Origin of the sequence: Roseateles terrae (assembly GCF_014192155.1) — a bacterium.
GTDB lineage: Bacteria > Pseudomonadota > Gammaproteobacteria > Burkholderiales > Burkholderiaceae_C > Roseateles > Roseateles terrae.
The window spans coordinates 198,955-221,249 of the sequence record NZ_JACHXO010000008.1 but is presented as its reverse complement, the minus strand read 5'-3'; the positions used below and the strand labels follow the sequence as shown (position 1 = coordinate 221,249).

Here is a 22,295-nt window from a genome sequence, read left to right as displayed (position 1 = left end):
CGCTGAGATTCAGGCCTTCGATCGACCAGTGAGCGTCATTGCACTCACTGATTGAAGAGTTGGTGGAGGCGGGGGGAATTGAACCCCCGTCCGCAAGCCGTCCACGTACAGTTCTACATGCGTAGCTGTCTGTTTTGGATCTCGCCAGTCAGGTCGCGCAGCAGCACGCTACCTCACCAGCCAGCACCCTAAATCTCGCTCATACCCAAGGTGCCCGGGCACAAGCCAGCCTATGAAATTAACCTCTCAATCTTCGCCTTGCGGCTCAGACCCGGCCCATAGGCCAACCGTTGAGAGGGCCGCTGCAATTAAGCTGCGGCTGCGAACTGTGAGTCGTTTGCAGTTACTTTGTTTCCAGGTGGATTTACGAGGATACTGGCCCTCGGCATGCCCTGCGACGCATCAGAACCCACGTCGAAACCAGGTCGCCCCCTATGAAAGCGTGCCACCAGTATACACGCACCCCCCGGCTCCTGCAGGCCAGCAGGCCCCGAGCGACTCGGTGTCTCAGGCCCGGCGCATCCTCAGCCAGTTCAGCAGCTCGGCGGGTCGGTCGAAGATCACATCCGCCCCCCACGCCTCGATGGGCTCGCCCTGCCCCAGGTAGCCCCAGCGGACCGCCACCGTCGGCATGCCGGCCGCCTTGCCGGCCTGGATGTCGCGCGCGTCGTCACCGACATAGATGCAGTGATGGGGCTCGACGCCGCTGCGCTTCGCAGCCTCCAGCAGCGGTGCCGGATGCGGTTTGCTGTGCGCCGTGGTGTCGCCTCCGATCAGGGCGGACGCCACACCTTCCCAGCCCATGCCGCGCGCCAGTGGCAGCGCAAAGCGCTCGATCTTGTTGGTGACGATGCCCCAGCGAAGGCCCGCCGCCGACAGACCCGTCAGCAGATCGGCCACCCCGTCGAACGGATGCGTGGCCTGCAGCAGCCGCGCCTCGTAACGATCAAAGAATTCGGTGCGTAGCGCCGGGAAGGCCTCGTCCTGAGGCGTCACGCCAAAGGCCACGCCCATCATGCCGCGGGCGCCCGCGCCCACCATCGGACGCAGCCGCTCGAACGGCACTTCGGGCAGCCCGCGCGCCGCGAGCATGTCGTTGGTGGCGCCAGCGAGGTCAGGCGCACTGTCCACCAGCGTGCCGTCCAGATCAAACAGCACCGCGCGCACCGACCTCACCGCTTCCTTTCCGCTCAACACATGCACTCCAGCGCACCGCCCCCTCGACAGGGGACAGGCGAATAACCCTTCAATCCGTAGGCCGGCATGACCTGGCCCCCATCCAAGGTCGCGAGGTGCGACCCTCAACCCGGCCGACGGCAGGCCAGCAGGTAGTTCACATCCGTGTCGCTGCCCAGCTTGTAGCGCTGCGTCAGCGGATTGAAGGTCAACCCCTTGGCGCCTTGCGGTTCCAGTCCGGCATCGCGGCACATCTGCCCCAGCTCCGAAGGCTTGATGAAGCGGCCATATTCATGGGTGCCGGCGGGCAGCAGGCGCAGCACATATTCCGCGCCGACGATCGCCATCAGAAATGACTTGGCGTTGCGGTTCAGCGTGGAGAGAAACACCCAGCCGCCAGGCTTCACCAGACGCCCCAGCGCCGTGACGACCGACGCGGGATCCGGCACGTGCTCCAGCATTTCCATGCAGGTGACCACGTCGAATTCACCCGGGCGCTGCGCCGCGAGATCTTCCACCGCGATCTCCTGATACGCGACGTTCTCGGTGCCCGCCTCCATGGCGTGCAGTTCGGCCACCCGCAGGGACTTCACCGCCAGGTCGATGCCCAGCACATTCGCGCCCTTGCGGGCCATCGCATCTGCCAGGATGCCGCCCCCGCATCCCACATCCAGCACGCGTTTGCCGGCCAATGGGCTGTAGCCATCGATCCAGTTCAATCGCAGCGGATTGATCCGGTGCAGGGGTTTGAATTCACTTTCGGTATCCCACCAGCGGTGGGCCAGCTCGCTGAATTTCGCGAGTTCGTTTGCATCGACGTTGGCCATGGAGCGCAATGGTAGACGAAGAAAAAACCCCGCAGGCCTTTCGGCATGCGGGGTTCTGATCGTTTCAGCAACGGGCTGTTGTCAGCCCGATGCGTGAGGCACGATTACTTGACGGCGCGGGTACCGACCACTTCGATTTCGACGCGGCGGTTCTTGGCGCGGCCTTCGGCGGTGGCGTTGTCAGCCACAGGCTGCTTCTCGCCCTTGCCTTCGGTGTACACGCGGTTCTTTTCCAGACCCTTGCTCACCAGATAGGCCTTGACGGCTTCAGCGCGGCGAACCGACAGCTTCTGGTTGTACTCGTCGGAACCAACGCTGTCGGTGTGGCCGACGGCAATGATCACTTCGAGGTTGATGTCGCCGGTCTTGCCGACCAGGTCGTCCAGAGCGGTCTTGGCATCCGGCTTCAGGACCGACTTGTCGAAGTCGAAGAAGGCGTCAGCAGCGTAGGTGACCTTTTCGCTGGTGGGCTTCGGCGGGACCACGATCGGGGCCGGAGCCGGGGTCGGGGCAGCAGCCGGAGCCGGAGCGGGAGCCGGTGCCACAGCAGGCGCCACGGCAGGCTTCAGCGCGCCGTCGCATTCCTTGGCGGCCGTGGCCGGGGTCCAAAAGGCATCGCGCCAGCACAGCTCGTTCGTGCCGTTCTTCCAAACGGTGCCGTCTGTTGCACGCCAGTTGTCCACGGTCTGGGCCATTGCACCGGAGGTGGCCAAAGCAGCGACAGCGAAGAGCGACGCCACGCGGTTCAGTTTCTTCATGATTCTCCTCTCAAGGAAAGCCGCAGTTGCCCTGCGAAATGTCCAATGTCGGAACTAAAAACCTCAAGAGCAACCAGGGACCGCGCGTACTACTGCACAAGACCGAGGGTTTCTCCTAGGGACCGACCGATTGTGCCATAGGGCAACAGGTCGATTTCATTCTCGCCGGGTGCACCGCCCTCGGGCGCAAAGCTGTTGCGCAGGTACGACAAGCGCGGGCATTTAGAATGTCTCTCTTCTGCTCAATCCAGAGGCCGGCGCTCGCACGCGCGCGGCCTGCCGCGCATGACCCAGTTCGCCAAGGAAACCCTGCCGATCAGCCTCGAAGAGGAGATGCGCCGCTCCTACCTCGATTACGCGATGAGCGTGATCGTGGGACGCGCCCTCCCCGACGCGCGTGACGGCCTCAAGCCAGTGCATCGGCGCGTGCTCTTCGCGATGCACGAGCTCAACAACGACTGGAACCGTCCCTATAAGAAGTCAGCCCGTATCGTGGGCGACGTGATTGGTAAATACCACCCGCACGGTGACAGCGCGGTGTATGACACCATCGTTCGTCTGGCTCAGGATTTCTCCCTGCGCCACATGCTGGTGGACGGTCAGGGCAATTTCGGCTCGGTGGACGGCGACAACGCCGCCGCCATGCGTTACACCGAAATCCGCCTGTCCAAAATCGCCCACGAAATGCTGGCCGATATCGACAAGGAAACTGTCGATTACGGCCCCAACTACGACGGCAGCGAAAAGGAACCGCTGGTTTTGCCCAACCGGTTGCCCAACCTGCTGGTCAACGGTTCGTCGGGTATTGCGGTGGGCATGGCCACCAATATTCCGCCGCACAACCTCAATGAGGTGGTGGACGCCTGCCTGCATGCGCTGAAAAACCCGGAATGCTCCATCGAAGAATTGATGGAGATCATCCCCGCGCCTGACTTCCCCACCGCCGGCATCATCTACGGCCTGAGCGGCGTGCGGGAAGGCTATCGCACCGGCCGCGGCAAGGTGGTGATGCGGGCGAAGGTCCACTTCGAGGACATCGACCGCGGCCAGCGCCAGGCGATCATCGTTGACGAGATCCCGTATCAAGTGAACAAGAAGACGCTGCTGGAGCGCGTCGCCGAGCTGGTCCAGGAAAAGAAGATCGAAGGCATCAGCCACATCCAGGACGAGTCGGACAAGTCCGGCATGCGGGTGGTGATCGAACTCAAGCGCGGTGAAGTGCCCGAAGTGGTGCTGAACAACCTGTACAAGCAGACGCAGCTGCAGGACAGTTTCGGCATCAACATGGTGGCGCTGATCGACGGCCAGCCCAAGCTGTGCAACCTGAAGGACCTGATCACGGTCTTCCTGGAGCACCGCCGCGAAGTCGTCACCCGCCGCACCATCTTCGAACTGCGCAAGGCCCGCGAGCGGGGTCACGTGCTCGAAGGCCTGGCCGTCGCCCTGGCCAACATCGACGAGTTCATCCGCATCATCCGCGAGTCCCCCACCCCGCCGGTGGCCAAGACCGAGCTGATGGCGCGCTCCTGGGACTCGTCGCTGGTGCGCGAGATGCTCACCCGCGCCGCCGGGGACACCGCCGGCGGCTCCAACGCCTACCGTCCGGAAGGCCTGCCGCTGCAATACGGCATGCAGTCGGACGGCCTCTACCGCCTCTCCGACGACCAGGCAGGCGAAATCCTGCAGATGCGTCTGCAGCGCCTGACCGGCCTGGAGCAGGACAAGATCGTCGGCGAATACCGCGACGTCATGGCCCAGATCGCCGACCTGCTGGACATCCTGGCCACGCCGGCCCGCGTGACCACCATCATCAGCGACGAGCTGGTCGCGGTGCGTCAGGAATTCGGCCAGACCAAGCTGGGCGCCCGCCGCAGCGTGATCGAGCACAACGCCCAGGAACTGGGCACCGAAGACCTGATCACCCCCACCGACATGGTGGTGACGCTCTCGCACACCGGCTACATCAAGAGCCAGGCGCTGAGTGAATACCGCGCGCAGCGCCGTGGCGGCCGCGGCAAGCAGGCCACCGCCACGAAGGAAGACGACTGGATCGACCAGCTCTTCATCGCCAACACCCACGACTGGATGCTGTGCTTCAGCAACCGGGGCCGGGTGTACTGGCTGAAGGTCTGGGAAGTGCCGCAGGGCTCGCGCAATTCGCGCGGCAAGCCCATCGTCAACATGTTCCCGCTGCAGCCGGAAGAGAAGATCAACGTCATCCTGCCGCTGACCGGTGAATTCCGCACCTTCCCCGAAGACCACTTCATCTTCTTCGCCACCGCCCTGGGCACGGTGAAGAAGACGTCGCTGAAGGACTTCAGCAACCCGCGCAAGGCCGGCATCATTGCGGTCGACCTGGACGACGGGGACTACCTCATCGGCGCCGCCCTCACCGACGGTCAGCATGACGTGATGCTGTTCTCCGACGGCGGCAAGGCCGTGCGCTTCGATGAAGACGACGTGCGTCCGATGGGCCGTCAGGCCCGCGGCGTGCGCGGCATGATGCTGGAACCCGATCAGCGCCTGATCGCCATGCTGGTGGCCGAAGACGAAAGCCAGAGCGTGCTGACCGCGACCGAAAACGGTTACGGCAAGCGCACCAACATCGCCGAATACACCCGCCACGGCCGTGGCACCAAGGGCATGATTGCGATCCAGCAGAGCGAGCGCAATGGCCGCGTGGTGGCCGCGACGCTGGTGCGACCCGAAGATGAGATCATGCTGATCACCGACACCGGCGTGCTGGTGCGCACCCGTGTGGCGGAGATCCGGGAACTGGGCCGCGCCACGCAGGGCGTGACCCTGATCGCACTGGACGAAGGCGCCAAGCTCTCCGGCCTGCAGCGCATCGTGGAGAACGACGCCGTTGAAAACGCCGGCGACGGTGTCGAAGGCGCCGACCCGACCCAACCGACTTCCTCGACCGATGGCAATGTCGCCACCGGCCCCACTTCCGAACCTGACGCGAAGGAATGACCTTGTTGCTCAAGCATGTCCAAGTGGGTGCCCTTGCGGCCGCCCTGATGATGTCTCCCCTGGCCTTCGCTCAAAAGGCCGACAGCTCCCCGGCCAAGAAGGAACTGATCGGTCGCGTGCTCAAGCTGCAGCAGCCTGCCATCGAGCAGCTGACGGTGAGCGTGCTGAACCGCCCGGTGAATGACCTGGCCCAGAAGCTGATCCCCGCCATCCGCAACCTGCCGGAAGCCAAGCGCGACGCGACCGCCAAGTCGATCGACCAGACGCTGCGCAAGTTCATGGACGACAACGCCCCGGCGCTGGTCGAAAAGGGCAAGGCCATCCAGGCCTCGACCATCGGCCAGACCCTGGACGAGAAGTTCACCGAAGACGAGCTGAAGCAGTTGGTGGCCTGGCTGGAATCGCCGGTCAGCAAGAAGTTCGCTGACGTGGCGCCGGAACTGCAAGCCGCCTACACCAAGCGCCTGATCGACGACAACGGCAAGGCCCTGGACGAGAAGTTCAACGCCCTGCAGACCAACATTGCCAAGCAGCTGGGTCTGGACGCCCCCACCGGCGCTTCCGGCGCTGGCGCCAAGGCCCCGGCCGGCAAGACGGCCGCTCCGGCTTCGTCGCCCAAGAAGTAAGGCACGCCTCCATGACCGCGACCCCACGCCCTTTCAATTTTTCCGCCGGTCCCGCGGCAGTGCCTGAAGAGGTGCTGACCCAGGTGGCCGCGGAGATGCTGGACTGGCAGGGCAGCGGCATGTCGGTGATGGAGATGAGTCACCGCGGCAAGGAATTCGGCGCGATCCACGAGGCGGCGCTGCGCGACCTGCGCGAGCTGCTGCAGATCCCGTCGAATTTCCACATCCTGTTCATGCAGGGGGGCGGGCTGGGTGCCAACGCCATCGTGCCGATGAACCTTTCCCGCGGTGGCGCGGTGGACGTGGTGCAGACGGGCGTCTGGTCCCGCAAGAGCGCCGCCGAGGCGCGGCGTTATGCGGACGTCAGGATCGCCGCTGACAGCGCGACGCCGGAGGGCCGTTATGAATCGCTGCCCGCCGCATCCACCTGGCAGCTGCGCCCGGATGCGTCCTACGTGCATGTCTGCAGCAACGAGACCATCGACGGGCTGGAATTCCAGCAGCTGCCCGACCTGAAGGCGCTGGGCAGCGACGCCCCGCTGGTGGTGGATTGCTCCTCCCACATCCTGTCGCGTTCGATGGACTGGTCCCGGGTGGGCCTGGCCTTCGGTGGCGCGCAAAAGAACATCGGCCCCGCCGGCCTGACCCTGGTCGTCATCCGCGACGACCTGCTCGGCCGTGCGCTGCCCATCTGCCCGTCGGCCTTCAACTACCAGACGGTGGCAGACAACAACTCCATGTTCAACACCCCGCCGACCTTCGCGATCTATGTCGCCGGCCTGGTGTTCCAGTGGATCCGCCGCTTCCAGTACGCCGGCAAGACCGGACTGGCAGCGATTGAACAACGCAACATCGACAAGGCCACCCTGCTCTACCAGGCGCTGGACGGCTCGTCGATGTTCACCAACCGCGTGGCGCCGGAAGCGCGCTCGCGGATGAACATTCCATTCTTCCTGCGCGACGAACGTCTGAACGACGACTTCCTGGCGGGTGCCAAGGCGCGCGGGCTGCTGCAACTCAAAGGCCACAAGTCGGTGGGCGGCATGCGGGCATCGATCTACAACGCGATGCCGCTGGAGGGTGTCCAGGCTCTGGTGAGCTACCTCAAGGACTTCGAGACCCAACATGGCTGATGCCGCCGACCCTTCTTCCCTGCCGACACCTGTCGCCAGCCCTGAGCTGCTGGTGCTGCGTGACCAGATCGATGCGCTGGACAGCCAGCTGCTGACCCTGCTGAACCAGCGCGCCCACGTGGCCGAGCAGGTCGGCGAAATCAAGCGCCGCGACGGCACCCCCTTCTTCCGGCCCGACCGCGTCGCGCAGGTCATCGCCAAGATCAAGGCGGCCAATCCCGGTCCGCTCAAGAGCGAACATGTGGCAGCCATCTGGCGCGAGATCATGTCCGCCTGCCTGGCGCTGGAGTCGCCGCAGCGGGTGGCCGTGCTGGGTCCCTTCGGCACCTTCTGCGAGCAGGCCGCCATCGAATACTTCGGCGGCGCGGCCGACCTCATCTACTGCAACAGCTTTGACGAGGTCTTTCACGCCACCGCCTCCGGCAGCGCGCAGTATGGCGTCGTCGGCGTCGAGAACATGACCGAGGGCGTCGTCACCCGCTCGCTCGACCTCTTCCTGCACACGCCCACCCATCAGGTCGGTGAAGTCAGCCTGCTGATCCGCCACAACCTGCTGCGCAAGGACAACTCGCTCGAAGGCGTGGAAGCCGTGCTGGCCCATCCGCAGGCGCTGGCCCAGTGCCAGAACTGGCTGTCCAAGCATCTGCCCAACGCCGAGCGCCGCGCCGTCTCCAGCAATGCCGAAGGTGCCCGCCTGGCGGCCACCAACCCGGCGTGGGCGGCGATCGCCAGCGAACGCGCCGCGCCGCTCTTCGGCCTGCACATCGTGGCCCATGCGGTGCAGGACGAGGCCTACAACCGCACCCGCTTTGCCATCATCACGCTGCCGCAGACGATGGACATGCCGCCGGCCAGCGGCCGCGACTGCACCAGCCTCGTCGTGTCGGTGCACAACCGGCCCGGGGCGATGCATGACCTGCTGGTGCCGCTCAAGCAGCATGGCGTGTCCATGACAAGGCTCGAATCCCGGCCGGCCCGCACCGGTCAGTGGGAGTATTACTTTTACATCGACCTGGACGGCCATCCGTCCCAGCCGCATGTGGCGGCAGCCCTGGCGGAGTTGCGGGAACTCTGCGCTTTCTTCAAGATCATCGGCGCCTATCCGCTCAAGGCCTGACCACCGGGCGCGGGACCTTTGCACGGGCAACCCGCAAGCAGGGGCAGGCACAGCGGCTTTCAGGCCTCACAATCATGGGGTGACAAGACGGCTACTCGAACAGGCAATGCACATGGGAGCTCAGATGCCGGCACATCGGATGCAGGCATGAGCAAATCGGCCAATCAAAACGGCAGCCCGGGGGCTCACAAGGCCCCCAGCAAAACAGGTAGTCAATCGGCTAGCAAGGCGGGTAGAAAAGCGGTGTCTGCGACCTTCAATCAACTCGGTGTGATCGGCTGCGGCCTCATGGGAGGCTCTTTTGCGCTGGCCATGAAGAAGGCCGGCCTGGTCCGCCGTGTGGTGGGCTACAGCAAATCCCCGTCCACCACCGAAACGGCCCGGCGCATGGGCGTGATCGATCTGGCGGCGGAATCCGCGCTGCTGGCGGTGTCCGGCTCGGACATCGTGCTGGTGGCCGTGCCGGTGGCCGCCACCGAGTCCACCCTCAAGGCGATCCGCCACCTGATCCACAGCGACGTGCTGCTGATGGACGTCGGCTCCACCAAGGGCGACGTCGTCGACGCCGCCCGCCGCGCCCTGGGCAAGCAGCTGCCGACCTTTGTGCCGGCCCATCCCATCGCCGGCAAGGAATCCGCCGGCGTGCAGCATGCCGATGCCAATCTCTACCAGGGCCGCCAGGTCATCCTGACGCCGCTGGAACAGACCCGTCCGGAGCTGGTGCAAAGAGCCACCGACGTCTGGTCCGCCCTGGGCTGCCAGGTGCTGAAGATGGCGCCGCACAACCATGACGCCGCCTTTGCCGCCGTCAGCCATCTGCCGCACCTGCTGGCCTATGCCTACTTCAATGCGGTGGCGAAGCAGCCATCCGGCCGCGATTTCCTGAGCCTGGCCGGCTCCGGCTTCCGGGATTTCACCCGGATTGCCGCGAGCGACCCCACCATCTGGCGCGACATCCTGATCGCCAACAAGCAGGAACTGCTGACCCAGACGCAGAAGTTCCGCGAGTCGCTGGACGCGATGGAGCATGCCATCCAGAAGGGCGACACCTCCGGGCTCGAAGCCATGATCCGCCAGGCCTCCGAAGGCCGGGGCCAGTGGCAGCTGAGCACGCCGCCAGCGCCGTCGAAGTCAAAGTAGCGTTCTGGGGAAGGCCGGGCCGGTCGTTCTGGACCGACAATCGGCCCCATGTACAAGACCGCCTACCTCGATCTGCCGCCGCTGCGTGGCGCTGCCGGGACCGTCACCCTGCCCGGCTCCAAGAGCATCTCCAACCGCGTGCTGCTGCTGGCGGGCCTGTCCGCCGGCGAAACGCTGGTGCACGACCTGCTGGACTCGGATGACACCAAGGTCATGATCGCCGCCCTGCGGGAGCTGGGCTGCGAGCTGCATCACCGGGACGATGGCGTGCTGTCGGTCACCGGGCTGGGCGGTCGGCTGCAGCAGAAGGAAGCGAAGCTGTTCCTGGGCAATGCCGGGACCGCGATGCGGCCGTTGACCGCCGCCCTGGCGGTCCTCGCCGCCACCCAGGGCGGACGGTTCGAGCTCTCCGGCGTGCCCCGCATGCATGAGCGCCCCATTGGCGACCTGGTGGACGCCCTGCGTGCCTTGGGCTGCCCGATCGACTGCCTGGGCCAGGAAGGGTATCCGCCGCTGCGCCTGCAAGGCCCCGCGCCGCTCAGCCTGGACGCCCCGGTGCAGGTGCGCGGCGATGTCTCCAGCCAGTTCCTGACCGCCCTGCTCCTGGCCCTTCCGCTGGTGGCTGCGGGCGGACCGGACGGCCAGGGCGCCCGCGACATCGTCATTGAAGTCACCGGCGAGCTGATTTCCAAGCCCTACGTGCAGATCACCCTCGACCTGCTGGCCCGTTTCGGCGTGCAGGTGCAGCGCGATGCCGACTGGCAGCGTTTTGTCATCCCGGCGGGCAGCCGGTATGCATCGCCCGGCGTGGTGCATGTGGAAGGGGATGCGTCCTCCGCCTCGTACTTTGTGGCGCTGGGGGCCATTGCCGCCGAATCGGCGCCCATCCGCATCGAGGGCGTTGGCTCCAGCTCGGTGCAGGGCGATGTTCGTTTTGTCGAGGCGGCCGAAGCCATGGGCGCCGCCGTGACGCTGGGCGCCAACTGGCTGGAAGTGCGCCGCGGCGCCTGGCCGCTGCGGGCGCTGGACCTGGACTGCAACCACATCCCGGACGCTGCGATGACCCTGGCCGTCATGGCGCTGTATGCCGACGGCCCGACCACCCTGCGCAACATCGCCTCCTGGCGGGTGAAGGAAACCGACCGCATCGCCGCCATGGCCGCCGAACTGCGCAAGCTCGGCGCCGAGGTGGAGGAAGGCCCGGACTGGCTGCGGGTGCATCCGCTGCAGCACTGGCAGCCGGCCGCCATCCACACCTACGACGACCACCGGGTGGCGATGTGCTTCTCGCTGGCGGCCTTCAACGGCCTGATCGCCGGTCGCTCGGAACAGGCGGTACCGGTTCGCATCCTGGACCCGCAATGCGTCGCCAAGACCTTCCCGGACTATTTCGAGACACTGTTCAGTGTCGTCCAGGCCCGGCCGCAGGACATTCCCGTCATCACCATCGACGGTCCGACGGCCTCCGGCAAGGGCACGCTGACCGATGAGGTCGCCCGTGCGCTGGGGTATGGCGTGCTGGATTCCGGCTCGCTCTACCGGGTGACCGGCCTCGCCGCCCACCGCGCCGGCGTGGACCTCGCCGACGGCGCCGCCGTCGCTGCCCTGGTGCCGACACTGGATCTGCGCTTCGAACAGGGCCGGGTGCTGCTGGACGACGAGGATGTGAGCAACGAACTCCGCCAGGAAGCCACCGGCCTGATGGCCTCCCAGGTGGGCGCCCACCCGCCCGTACGGCAGGCCCTGCATCAGCTGCAGCTGGATTTCCGGCGCCTGCCGGGCCTCGTGGCCGACGGCCGCGACATGGGCACCGCCATCTTCCCGGACGCCCCGCTCAAGGTGTTCCTGACCGCGACCGCCGCCACGCGGGCCGAGCGCCGGTTCCATCAATTGATTTCCAAGGGCATCCCGGCTAAACTCGAAGACTTGCGCGCAGATCTGGAAGCGCGTGATGCGCGGGATAAAACCCGCAGCGCATCACCCCTTCAGGCAGCTGCGGACGCGATCGAGCTGGACAACTCCGCACATTCCATTGAGGCTTCAAAGGATCTGGTGCTGGGCTGGTGGCAGACAAAGCGCCCGTTCCCTCACTGATCCGCCAGCCCTCTGGGCGTTTTTCGCTGTTCGCATGCCAGGAGCGTCACCCCTCCCTCCGAACGTCAGTTCATCGGGGGTGACGTGTTCAACAACCTAACCCGCAAGTGCCACTTGCACAACATGCCCGCGCACCTCTCGGATCAGGCCGCTTGCACCCCAAGCGCCGGACGCTCTGTGCCTGGCAAGGAAATTTCACATGTCTGAATCTTTTGCCGCCCTTTTCGAGGAATCGCTGCAACGCGCCAACATGCGCACCGGCGAGGTCATCTCGGCTGAAGTGGTCCGTATCGAGCACAACTTCGTGGTGGTCAACGCCGGCCTGAAGTCTGAAGCCTACGTGCCTGTCGAAGAGTTCAAGAACGACCAGGGCGAAGTTGAAGTCCAGGTGGGCGACTTCATCTCGGTGGCCATCGACGCCATCGAAAACGGCTACGGCGACACCATCCTGTCGCGCGACAAGGCCAAGCGTCTGGCCTCGTGGCTGTCGCTGGAAAACGCGCTGGAATCCGGCGAGTTCGTCACCGGCACCGTGTCCGGCAAGGTCAAGGGCGGCCTGACCGTCCTGGTCAACGGCATCCGCGCCTTCCTGCCCGGTTCGCTGCTGGACACCCGCCCGGTGAAGGACATGAGCCCGTTCGAGGGCAAGACCATGGAATTCAAGGTCATCAAGCTGGACCGCAAGCGCAACAACGTTGTGCTGTCGCGTCGCGCTGTGGTGGAAGCCTCCATGGGTGAAGAGCGCGCCAAGCTGCTCGAAACGCTGACCGAAGGCGCCATCGTCAACGGCGTGGTCAAGAACATCACCGAATACGGTGCGTTCGTGGACCTGGGCGGCATCGACGGCCTGCTGCACATCACCGACATGGCCTGGCGCCGTGTCCGTCACCCGAGCGAAGTGGTGACGGTCGGTCAGGAACTGACCGCCAAGGTCCTGAAGTTCGACGCCGAGAAGAACCGCGTCTCGCTGGGTCTGAAGCAGCTGGGCGACGATCCGTGGTTCGGCGTGTCGCGCCGCTACCCGGCCAACACCCGTCTGTTCGGTAAGGTCACCAACATCGCTGACTACGGCGCGTTCGTGGAAATCGAACCGGGCATCGAAGGTCTGGTGCACGTGTCCGAAATGGACTGGACCAACAAGAACGTGGCTCCTTCCAAGGTCGTCTCCCTGGGTGACGAAGTGGAAGTCATGGTCCTGGAGATCGACGAAGACAAGCGTCGCATCTCGCTGGGCATGAAGCAGTGCCGCGCCAACCCGTGGGAAGAGTTCGCCGAGAACGTCAAGCGCGGCGACCGCGTCAAGGGCCCGATCAAGTCGATCACCGACTTCGGCGTGTTCGTGGGCCTGGCCCAGGGCATCGACGGCCTGGTGCACCTGTCCGACCTGTCGTGGAACGAGCCGGGCGAAACGGCTGTCCGCAACTACAAGAAGGGCCAGGAAGTCGAAGCCATCGTGCTGGCTGTGGACGTCGAGCGCGAGCGCATCTCGCTGGGCATCAAGCAGCTGGACGGCGACCCGTTCTCGACCTTCGTCTCGGTCAACGACCGTGGCATGTCGGTCACCGGCAAGGTCAAGACGGTGGACGCCCGTGGCGCTGAAATCGACCTGGGTGAAGACGTCACCGGCTACCTGCGCGCTTCGGAAATCGCCCGCGACCGCGTGGAAGATGCCCGTAACGTGCTGAAGGAAGGCGAAGAAGTCACCGCGATCATCATCAACGTCGATCGCAAGACCCGCAGCATCCAGCTGTCGATCAAGGCCAAGGACAACGCCGACCAGCAGGAAGCCATGCAGCGTCTGTCCCAGTCGAACGAGCGTGAGAACGCCGGTACGACGAGCCTGGGCGCACTGCTGCGCGCCAAGCTGGACCAAAACTAAGCCCCCCAGTCGCTTCGCTCCTGCCCCCAGGGGGCGCAAGGATTGGCCCCCCCAGTCGCTTGCGCTCCTGCCCCCAGGGGGCGCCATCCAGGAGTCAGGGAGACCCTGACTCCGGATGTGGCTTGAAGGACGGCCGGTGGGCAGTGCCCACCGAGCCTTTGCTTCATGCGTGGTGGGTGGGCTTGCCTACCCAGATTTCTTCGGGTGGAGCGTAGCGACGGTGGTTTGACGCGGAGTGCGGCTTTGCTGCATTTTTCGCGGAAAATCAGGCTTTTACTGGTACAGAGCGGCAACGGCCTGAGGTAGGCTGATGCCGCTGTAGTCCCCCTCGACAGGCTCGCATGTGCGGGCCTGTTGTTCTTCAGATTCCAAGAACCATGACCCGATCCGACCTGGTGGCCCACCTGTCCGAGCGCTTCAGCCAGCTCACCCAACGTGACACGGAATTCGCGGTCAAAACCATCCTCGACGCCATGTCCGATGCCCTGGCCCGCGGCCACCGCATCGAGATCCGCGGCTTCGGCAGCTTCTCCATCAACCGCCGCCCCCCACGCACCGGACGCAACCCGCGCTCCGGCGAGCAGGTGCTGATTCCCGAGAAGCTCGTCCCCCATTTCAAACCGGGCAAAGCCCTGCGCGAAGCCGTCGACGCACAGTTGCCCGCCGACGTCAGCCCTTCGGAATAATCCGCCCCGCGGCGCCTAGAATCGCGCCCATGCGAATCCTGGTCTGGCTTTTTCGTGCCTTCCTGTTCTTCACCCTCTTCGCCTTCGCGCTGAACAACAGCCAGGAGGTCGTCGTGCACTGGTTCTTCGGCCAGGCCTGGCGCGCTCCTCTGGTGATCGTGGTGCTCCTCGTCTTCGCCGTCGGATGCGCCTTCGGCGTGCTGGCCATGGTGCCCGCCTGGTGGCGCCACAAACGCGCCGCCGCCCGCAGTCTGCCCCCCGCCGCCGACCTGCCCTCCCCTCCCTCCCCCGACCCGAAGCTCCCCGATGGAATTTGATCTGACCTGGCTGCTGATCGGCGTCCCCGTCATCTTCGGCCTCGGGTGGCTGGCCTCCAAACTGGACTCCCGCCAATGGAAACGGGAACAGCGCGACGCCCCCCGTGCCTATTTCAAGGGACTCAACCTGCTGCTGAACGAACAGCAGGACAAAGCCATCGACGCCTTCATCGAAGCCGTCCAGGCCGACCCCGACACCTCCGAACTCCACTTCGCCCTCGGCAACCTGTTCCGCCGCCGCGGTGAATACGAACGCGCCGTGCGCGTCCACCAGCACCTGCTCTCCCGCGGCGACCTGCCCAAGGACGAACGCGACCGCGCCCAGTACGCCCTCGCCCAGGACTTCTTCAAAGCCGGCCTCTTCGACCGCGCCGAAACCGCCTACGAAGCCCTGAAAGGCACCGCCTTCGACCGCGAAGCCGCCCTGGCCCTGCTGTCCCTCTTCGAGCGCTCCCGCGAATGGGCCAAGGCCGCCGATGTGGCCGAGTCGCTCGAAGCCACCGGCACCGGCTCCTTTGCCAGCCGCATCGCCAACTACTGGTGCGAACTGGCCCTGGAAGCCCAAAGCAACCAGGACCTGCCCGCCGCCCGCCAATGGCTGGAACGCGCCCGCCAGCGCGCCCCCCAATCGGCCCGCGCCTACGTGCTGCAAGGCCAGATGCTGACCCGCGACGGCGACCAGGCCGGCACCCTCGCCGTCTACGGCGACCTGCTCAAGGCCAATCCGGACGCCTTCAACCTCGTCGCCCGCGACTATGCCCAGGCGGCTCTGGCCACCCAGTCGGTGCCCCAGGCCCTGACGCTGCTCGAATCCCAATACCGCCGCCATCCCAGCATGGCGATGCTGCTGGCGATTGCCCTGCTGGAACCCGACCCGGTCGCCCAGCGCCGGCGCCTGACCGACCATCTGCGGGTGGAACCTGCCCTGTCCGCCGCCGCCCAGCTGCTGCAACAAAGCCAGGCCCGTCAGCAGCCGCTGAACGACGACGAGGCCCAGCTGGTGGGCGGCGCCCTGCAACGCGCGGTGCGGCCGCTGCAGCGCTACCGCTGCGCCGCCTGTGGCTTTGAGTCGCAGCACTACTTCTGGCAATGTCCGGGCTGCCTGAGCTGGGACAGCTATCCGCCGCGCTGGGTGGAAGAGCTCTGAACGGGTCCGCCCGCCTGAGCGCCCCATCCCTCCACGACGCCTGCTGACCCCTCCCGTCCGCCCCGCTTCCGCATCGATTTCAGCCCCGCATCCCGCCATGTCGACGAGCCCCGCCCCCACCGACGCCGACGCCGACCGCGTCATCCTCTGCATGAAGTGGGGCACGAAGTACGGCCCCGAATACGTCAACCGGCTCTATGCCATGGTGCGTCGTCACCTGCGCGGGGACTTCCGGTTCGTCTGCCTGACCGACCGCAGCGAAGGCATCCGGTCCGAGGTGCAATGCCTGCCGATTCCCGCGCTGGCGCTGCCCGAAGGCATCCCCGAACGCGGCTGGACCAAGCTGACCACCTTCGAGGCCGACCTGCACGGACTGCGCGGCACCGCCCTCTTCCTGGACCTGGACGTGGTGATCGTGGACGACATCACCCCGTTCTTCGAAGTGCCCGGTGAATTCCTGATCATTCACGACTGGAAACGCCCCTGGCGCATCACCGGCAATTCGTCGGTCTACCGCTTCACCCTGGGCGCTCACGCCGACGTGCTGGCCAAGTTCCGACGCGAGTTCGAATCCATCCGGCAGACCTTCCGCAATGAGCAGGCCTACCTCTCCGATGAGATCCATCGCAAGGGGCAGCTGCAATACTGGGACGCGCGCTGGTGCGCCAGCTTCAAGTACCACTGCATTCCGCGCTGGCCGCTGAACTACTGGCAGGCGCCCCGCATTCCGGCGGGCGCCCGCATCCTGATCTTCCACGGCGTGATGAATCCGCCAGACGCGCTGGCCGGACGCAGCAATGGCAACTGGCGGCGTCCGCTGCCGGCGCCCTGGATCGCCGATCACTGGCGGGAATGAGCGGGTCGCCGATGTCGCGTCCCTGGCTCAGTTTTCTGATCCCCGCCTACAACGTGCAGGGCTATCTGCGCGAGAGCGTGGCGTCGGCGCTGTCTCAAGCGGACGCGCTGGCGGAAGCGGGGTCGGATGCGCGGTCGGCCACGCAGTCAGCGGCCCAGGTGGAAGTGTTGATCGTGGACGACTGCTCCACCGACGGCACGCCCGCGCTGATGCGCCAGCTCGCGCTGGAAGACGCGCGTGTGCGCTGCCTCTTCCATGAACGCAACCAGGGCGTCTCGGTCACCCGCAACACGCTGCTCGACAACGCCCGTGGCGATTACTTCTGGTTCCTCGATGCCGACGACTGGCTGATGCCCGGCGCCGTGCCCCGCCTGCGCGCCATCATCGACCAGCACACGCCGTCGCTGGTGATGTGTGACTACCGCATGATCCGGGAGGCCCCCAAGCTCAAGCACCGCCTGCGCGGCCATCCGCGAAAAAGCACCTTCAAGGGTCCGGTACGCCAGCGCATCACGGATCCGAGCGTCATCATGGGCGGCACCTTCCGCGGCGGCCAGATGCACCCGTGGTCCAAGATTGCCCGGCGGGACCTGTGGGGCAGCGACCTGCGCTTTCCGGCGGGCCGGCATTTCGAGGACATGCACCTGCTGCCCTTCATCGCCTTGCGTGCGCCGGACCTCTGGTACGAACCGGAGGTCTGGGTGGCTTACCGCCAGCGGGCCGGGTCCATCATGCACACGCTCAATCCCGACAAGGCCGGTGATCTGGCGTGGGCCATGACGGGCCTGAAGGAAGCGGCTGAGTCGACCCGAGCGGGCGAGCGCAGCCCGCAGCGGCTGAGTGCCGAGGCGTGTTTCGCCTGGGCCAACACGGTGGCGCGCAAGTTCATCGGTGCCTCGCGCATGATGTGGCGATTCGATCCGGCGCGGGCGCCGGCATGGATCGACGAGTACCGCGACCTGATGCTGGCACAGTTGCCGATGCCTCTGGATGCCCTGCTGACCGGCTATCGCCGTCGTGGCTGGTGGCTGCGCGCCTGGCGTCTGGAGCGGTGGCTGGGCCGCGCGCAGACGCCTCCTCGTTGAAGGCCGTCCTCACGCCGGGCGCGACTGCGTGACCGGCCCCTCCGATCAGCGCCGCGCCGACGGCAACGGCGGCAGGCTCATCACCAGATCTTCATACCGCTGCATCATCAGCTCGACGCTGTGCTCCTCGATGGCACGCTGTCGCGCCGCCTGCCCCAGCCGCTGGGCCAGCGCTTCATCCCGCAGCAACTGCTCCAGCGCATCGGCCATCGCCCGCGCATCGCCCTCAGGCGTCAGCAACCCGGTCTTGCCCGCCTCCAGCACGCCCTCCACGCCCGGCACCAGGGACGCCACACAGGCGCAGCCCGCCGCCATGCCTTCCAGCAGCGCCAGCGGCATGCCCTCCCAGTGGGTGCTGAGCACGAAGATGCGTTGGCTCATCAAGAGCCTGGGCATCTCCTTGTGATAGCCCAGAAAGCGCACCTGCCCCTCCAGCCCCAGGCGCTTCACCAGCCGCTCGGACTGGCCCATGTAGAGCGGATGACCACTGCCGGCCAGGTACACCGGCGGCCGCAGCCCCCGTTCCGCCAGCAGCGCAATGGCGCGGATCAGCGTTGGCTGGTCCTTCTGCCGGGCGAAGCGCGCGGACATGACGATGCCGGCCTCCCGCTGCGCATGCGGATGCGCATCCGCCTCGGCAAACCGGGCCAGGCGGATGCCGTTGGGAATCGCCAGAGTGAGTTCTTCCGGCATGCCCAGCGACACCAGCCGCTGCCGCACGCCTTCGGACACGCCCACCAGCTTGGAGCTGCGCGCGGCCAGCCGCCGGGCCTGGGCAAGCGAGAAGAATCGATACCGTTCCCGGGCGCTGTGCTCCACCTGCACGATGACCGGCACACCGGCTTCCAGCGCCGCTTCCCGGCCCAGCAGATGCTCGGGGAATCCATGGGCCATCATCACGTCCGGCCGCAGTGCAAGACACAGCCGACGCAGCGCCGAGACGGTGGCGAAGTGGGCCCAGCCGGGCACGAGATGAACCTCCAGCCCTTGGTCGCGCAGAGCCTGGACTTTGGCCGGATCGGTGGTGCGCTTCTGGCGCAGCACGAGGATGGGCTGTAGCCGTCCCGCCTTCTGCTGGGACAGACACAGCTCCACGGCAACCTGGGTGGCGCCGGAAAAGCCGCCGGTGACGAAATGCAGCACGCGGCGGGTCCCACCCGCGGGCGCGCCCGAAGCGGGAACGGTCATGGAAACAGTGTATCGGAGGCTTGACCTTTCCCAACGTCCCCTCAAGCCCCTGTCCGAGTCCCCTGTCCTGCGCTCACGACCCCTCGTTCACCCCGACCCGGCCCGCCCCTTGCCGGTGCAGGCTTGGCGCACAATCTCAGCCAGCCCCGTCACAACAACGATCCGCAGACCCTCCATGACCCCAGACTTCCTCATCGTGGGCGCCGGTTATGCCGGCTCCGTCTGTGCCCGCGTGCTGGCGGATGCCGGCAAGACCGTCCACCTCATCGACAAGCGCCCCCACATCGGCGGGAATGCCTACGACGAGCGGGACGCGAATGGCGTGCTGATCCACCCTTACGGTCCGCACATCTTCCACACCAATGCCAAGAAGGTGATGGAGTACCTCTCCCGCTTCACCACCTGGCGCTTCTACGAACACCGGGTGCTGGCGCAGGTCGGGGAGCAGCTGCTGCCCATCCCCATCAACCGCACCACCATCAATCAGCTCTACGGTCTCTCCCTGACCGAAGACGAGGTGCAGGGCTACCTGGACACCGTCCGAGAGCCCCGCGAGCCGCTGCAGACCAGCGAGGACGTGGTGCTCAACAGCGTCGGCCGCGACCTGTGTGACAAGTTCTTCCGCGGCTACACCCGCAAGCAGTGGGGACTGGACCTGTCCCAGCTCTCCGCCGGCGTGGCGGCCCGCATTCCCACCCGCAGCAACGACGACGACCGCTACTTCGCCGACACCTACCAGTTCATGCCCGCCGACGGCTACACCGCCATGTTCGAGCGCATGCTGGACCATCCCGGCATCACCGTGCGCACCGGTGTGGACTTCAAGGCGGTGCGCGGCGACTTCGCCGGCAGCCACATCATCTACACCGGCCCGATCGACGCCTTCTTCGATCATTGCTATGGCCCGCTGCCCTACCGGAGCCTGCGCTTTGACCATCAGCATCTGCCGGACACCGAGCAGTACCAGACGGTGGGCACGGTGAACTATCCGAATGACCACGAGTACACCCGCATCACCGAATTCAAGCACCTGACCGGCGAGCAGCATGCCGGCACGTCCATCGTGCGGGAGTTCCCCCAGGCCGAGGGCGATCCGTATTACCCGGTGCCACGGCCGGAAAATGAAGCGCTGTTCAAGCGTTACGCCGCCCTGGCGGAAGCGGCGCAAGGCGTGACCTTCGTTGGTCGGCTGGCCCAGTACCGTTACTACAACATGGACCAGATCGTGGCGGCCGCGCTGAAAACCGCTCACGACCTGCTCGAGACTCGCGACGGCGACGGCGGCGGCGGCCAGGCGTCGCCGAACTGAGGCGCGGCCTGACACGCTGCCCGCCGGGCGGCGTCAAGGCTGCATTGGCCGCCAGCTCAGCGCACGGCTCCACGCCCCGCCCCGGGTGGCCCGCAGGGTCGTCCCGATTCCGGGCACAATCCGTTTTTCGCCTTTTTGCGGACGCGGCCTTCGCGCGTCCGCCGCCCTGCATCCATGAGCGCAGCTCCCTCCGCTTCCACCCCGCTTGAACCGCTGGGCCCGACGGCCAGTCGTCTGTGGCGCTTCATGAAGCCCCACCGTGTGGGGCTGTTCCTGACGGTGCTCTCCTACCTGCTGGTGGCCGCCACCGAACCGCTGATCCCCAACCTGATCAACTTCGCGCTGGGTGAGGGTTTCAATCCCAAGACCGGCGCGGTGGGCACCACCCAGTACAGCTTCCCCATCTGGATGGTGCCGGTCACCCTGATCGGCCTGTTCGCGCTGCGCGGCCTGTTCAGCTTCTGCGGCCAGTACCTGCTGAACTGGACCATCTCCCGCACCGTGATGGACATCCGCGCCGCCCTGCTGCAGACACTGCTGCACGCCGACGCCCGCGTCTATACCAACCTGCAGCCCGCCACCGCCGTGAGCAAGGTGGTGAGTGATCCGCAGCAGGTGGTCGGCCTGGTGGCCGGCTCGCTGGTGACCATCCTGCGGGACGGGCTCCCGGCCATTACGCTGATGGGCTATCTGTTCTTCCTGAACTGGAAGCTGACCCTGCTGTCGTTGATCACCGTGCCCGGTCTGGCTTTTGTCGTTCGCAAGGTCAACCGCCGGGTGCGCCGCATGGGCAGCTGGGCCTACGACTCACAACTGCGGCTGGTGACGGTGATTGAGGACGTGACCCGCGCCTGGCGCGTGGTGCGCAGCTTCGATGCGGCCGACCATGAGCGCGCCCGGTTTGCCGAGCGTGCCCGTGAGGTGCAGCGCAGTGCCCTCAAGACCGCCGCCGCCAATGCCCTGGCCCAACCCCTGTCGCAGCTGATGGCCAGCGTCGGGATTTCGATCATCGTCAGCCTGGCGCTGCTGCAGGCGCGGCAGACCGGCACCGGCGTGGGTGAGTTCGCCGGCTTCGTCACCGCCCTGCTGCTGATGAGCTCCCGCCTGCGTCACCTGAGCGACGTCATGCAGCCCATCACCAATGCACTGGTGATCGCCCGCGGCTGCATGGGCATGCTGGACCTGCCCGCCGAACGGGACACCGGCACCCGGGAGATCCACGACGGCCGCGGCCACATCCAGCTGGAGAAGGTGACCCTGCGTTACCCCGGCGCCAACCGCGATGCGCTGCGCGGGCTCGACCTTGAGATTCCCGCCGGCCGCACCACCGCACTGGTGGGCAGCTCAGGCGCCGGCAAGACCTCGGTGGTCAGCCTGCTGCTGGGCTTCGAGCATCCGGACGGCGGTCGTGTGCTGTTTGACGGCGTGCCGATCGACGAGCTGACCAAGGCCAATCTGCGCCGGCAGTTTGCGGTGGTGTCGCAGGACATCGTACTGTTCGACAGTTCGGTGGCCGACAACATCGCCTATGCCCAGCCGCGCGACGACGCCAAGCTGGAACAGGTGCTGCGCGCCGCGGCGCTGTGGGACTTTGTGCAGGGCCTGCCGGAAGGGCTGGACACCAACATCGGCGCCAACGGCAGCAAGCTCTCCGGCGGCCAGCGCCAGCGGGTGGCGATTGCGCGCGCGCTCTACAAGGACGCGCCGGTCTGGATCTTCGACGAAGCCACCTCCGCCCTGGATACGGAAAGCGAACGGGCGGTGCAGCAGGCGCTGGAGCAATGGCAGGGTCGCAAGACGCTGATCGTCATTGCCCACCGCCTCTCCACCATCCGCCGGGCGGACATCATCCAGGTGATGGCCGACGGCCAGGTCATCGAACGCGGCAGCCACGACGAACTGCTCGCCGCTGGCGGCACCTATGCCAGCATGGTGCAGGTGCAGCACTGAGGCCGTTGCAAAGACCCGGTGCCGACCGGGT

General features: G+C 66.1%; 18 protein-coding genes and 1 other RNA gene. 14 read left to right on the top strand and 5 right to left on the bottom strand.

The features are described 5' to 3' along the window. Window positions 1–60: 60 nt before the first annotated feature. From ssrA to ompA, 4 genes are all read right to left on the bottom strand, one after another. Window positions 61–433, bottom strand: a transfer-messenger RNA (tmRNA) gene (gene ssrA, locus FHS28_RS20290). 74 nt (window positions 434–507) lie between these two features. Further along, complete coding sequence (gph, locus tag FHS28_RS20285) at window positions 508–1,194, bottom strand: phosphoglycolate phosphatase (protein WP_221194100.1); 687 nt, start codon at window positions 1,192–1,194, stop codon at window positions 508–510. Between the two features lie 107 nt (window positions 1,195–1,301). Next, window positions 1,302–2,003 (bottom strand): bifunctional 2-polyprenyl-6-hydroxyphenol methylase/3-demethylubiquinol 3-O-methyltransferase UbiG, encoded by a 702-nt coding sequence (gene ubiG / locus FHS28_RS20280; RefSeq protein WP_088453650.1) that lies wholly within the window; start codon window positions 2,001–2,003, stop codon window positions 1,302–1,304. A gap of 104 nt (window positions 2,004–2,107) precedes the next feature. Continuing rightward, window positions 2,108–2,761, bottom strand: coding sequence for an outer membrane protein OmpA (ompA, locus tag FHS28_RS20275; RefSeq protein WP_088453649.1), 654 nt, complete (start codon window positions 2,759–2,761; stop codon window positions 2,108–2,110). 285 nt (window positions 2,762–3,046) lie between these two features. Here ompA and gyrA point away from each other — a divergent pair, with 285 nt between their 5' ends. The 12 genes from gyrA to FHS28_RS20215 all read left to right on the top strand — a co-directional run bounded on the left by gyrA (window position 3,047) and on the right by FHS28_RS20215 (window position 17,817). Then, complete coding sequence (gene gyrA / locus FHS28_RS20270) at window positions 3,047–5,737, top strand: DNA gyrase subunit A (protein WP_088453648.1); 2,691 nt, start codon at window positions 3,047–3,049, stop codon at window positions 5,735–5,737. Further along, window positions 5,734–6,363: a DUF2059 domain-containing protein gene (locus tag FHS28_RS20265; protein WP_088453647.1), complete on the top strand. Its 630-nt coding sequence runs from the start codon at window positions 5,734–5,736 to the stop codon at window positions 6,361–6,363. The genes gyrA and FHS28_RS20265 overlap by 4 nt, the downstream gene beginning before the upstream one ends. 11 nt (window positions 6,364–6,374) lie before the next feature. Next, complete coding sequence (gene serC, locus FHS28_RS20260) at window positions 6,375–7,496, top strand: 3-phosphoserine/phosphohydroxythreonine transaminase (RefSeq protein WP_088453646.1); 1,122 nt, start codon at window positions 6,375–6,377, stop codon at window positions 7,494–7,496. Beyond that, window positions 7,489–8,613: a prephenate dehydratase gene (gene pheA, locus FHS28_RS20255; RefSeq protein ID WP_088453645.1), complete on the top strand. Its 1,125-nt coding sequence runs from the start codon at window positions 7,489–7,491 to the stop codon at window positions 8,611–8,613. Before serC ends, pheA begins: the two co-directional genes overlap by 8 nt. A 243-nt stretch (window positions 8,614–8,856) precedes the next feature. Next, window positions 8,857–9,753 carry a prephenate dehydrogenase gene (locus FHS28_RS20250; protein WP_310736832.1) on the top strand — a complete coding sequence of 299 codons (897 nt, stop codon included), beginning with the start codon at window positions 8,857–8,859 and terminating at the stop codon, window positions 9,751–9,753. A gap of 48 nt (window positions 9,754–9,801) precedes the next feature. Then, window positions 9,802–11,847 carry a bifunctional 3-phosphoshikimate 1-carboxyvinyltransferase/cytidylate kinase gene (locus FHS28_RS20245; protein WP_088453643.1) on the top strand — a complete coding sequence of 682 codons (2,046 nt, stop codon included), beginning with the start codon at window positions 9,802–9,804 and terminating at the stop codon, window positions 11,845–11,847. A gap of 199 nt (window positions 11,848–12,046) precedes the next feature. After that, window positions 12,047–13,726, top strand: a complete 1,680-nt coding sequence (rpsA, locus tag FHS28_RS20240; RefSeq protein WP_088453642.1) for a 30S ribosomal protein S1 — start codon at window positions 12,047–12,049, stop codon at window positions 13,724–13,726. A 377-nt stretch (window positions 13,727–14,103) separates the two neighbouring features. Next, on the top strand, window positions 14,104–14,412 hold the full coding sequence (locus FHS28_RS20235; RefSeq protein WP_088453641.1) for an integration host factor subunit beta: 309 nt from the start codon (window positions 14,104–14,106) through the stop codon (window positions 14,410–14,412). A gap of 29 nt (window positions 14,413–14,441) precedes the next feature. Next, entirely contained in the window at window positions 14,442–14,729 is a 288-nt protein-coding gene (locus FHS28_RS20230) for a LapA family protein (RefSeq protein ID WP_088453640.1), read from the top strand. After that, the gene (gene lapB / locus FHS28_RS20225; RefSeq protein ID WP_088453639.1) at window positions 14,719–15,876 is read left to right on the top strand and encodes a lipopolysaccharide assembly protein LapB; all 1,158 of its coding nucleotides are present in this window, start codon (window positions 14,719–14,721) and stop codon (window positions 15,874–15,876) included. Before FHS28_RS20230 ends, lapB begins: the two co-directional genes overlap by 11 nt. Window positions 15,877–15,973: 97 nt before the next feature. Next, window positions 15,974–16,732 (top strand): glycosyltransferase, encoded by a 759-nt coding sequence (locus FHS28_RS20220; RefSeq protein WP_088453638.1) that lies wholly within the window; start codon window positions 15,974–15,976, stop codon window positions 16,730–16,732. Window positions 16,733–16,743: 11 nt separating this feature from the next. Beyond that, window positions 16,744–17,817: a glycosyltransferase family 2 protein gene (locus tag FHS28_RS20215; RefSeq protein WP_184295301.1), complete on the top strand. Its 1,074-nt coding sequence runs from the start codon at window positions 16,744–16,746 to the stop codon at window positions 17,815–17,817. 45 nt (window positions 17,818–17,862) lie between these two features. On the opposite strand, the gene FHS28_RS20210 is transcribed toward FHS28_RS20215, so the two are convergent. After that, window positions 17,863–19,005: a glycosyltransferase family 4 protein gene (locus FHS28_RS20210; protein ID WP_088453636.1), complete on the bottom strand. Its 1,143-nt coding sequence runs from the start codon at window positions 19,003–19,005 to the stop codon at window positions 17,863–17,865. 175 nt (window positions 19,006–19,180) lie between these two features. Between FHS28_RS20210 and glf the strand changes: the two genes are divergently transcribed. Then, window positions 19,181–20,314, top strand: coding sequence for a UDP-galactopyranose mutase (glf, locus tag FHS28_RS20205; RefSeq protein ID WP_088453635.1), 1,134 nt, complete (start codon window positions 19,181–19,183; stop codon window positions 20,312–20,314). 246 nt (window positions 20,315–20,560) lie between these two features. Then, window positions 20,561–22,264 (top strand): ATP-binding cassette domain-containing protein, encoded by a 1,704-nt coding sequence (locus tag FHS28_RS20200; RefSeq protein ID WP_246410391.1) that lies wholly within the window; start codon window positions 20,561–20,563, stop codon window positions 22,262–22,264. Window positions 22,265–22,295: the final 31 nt, after the last annotated feature.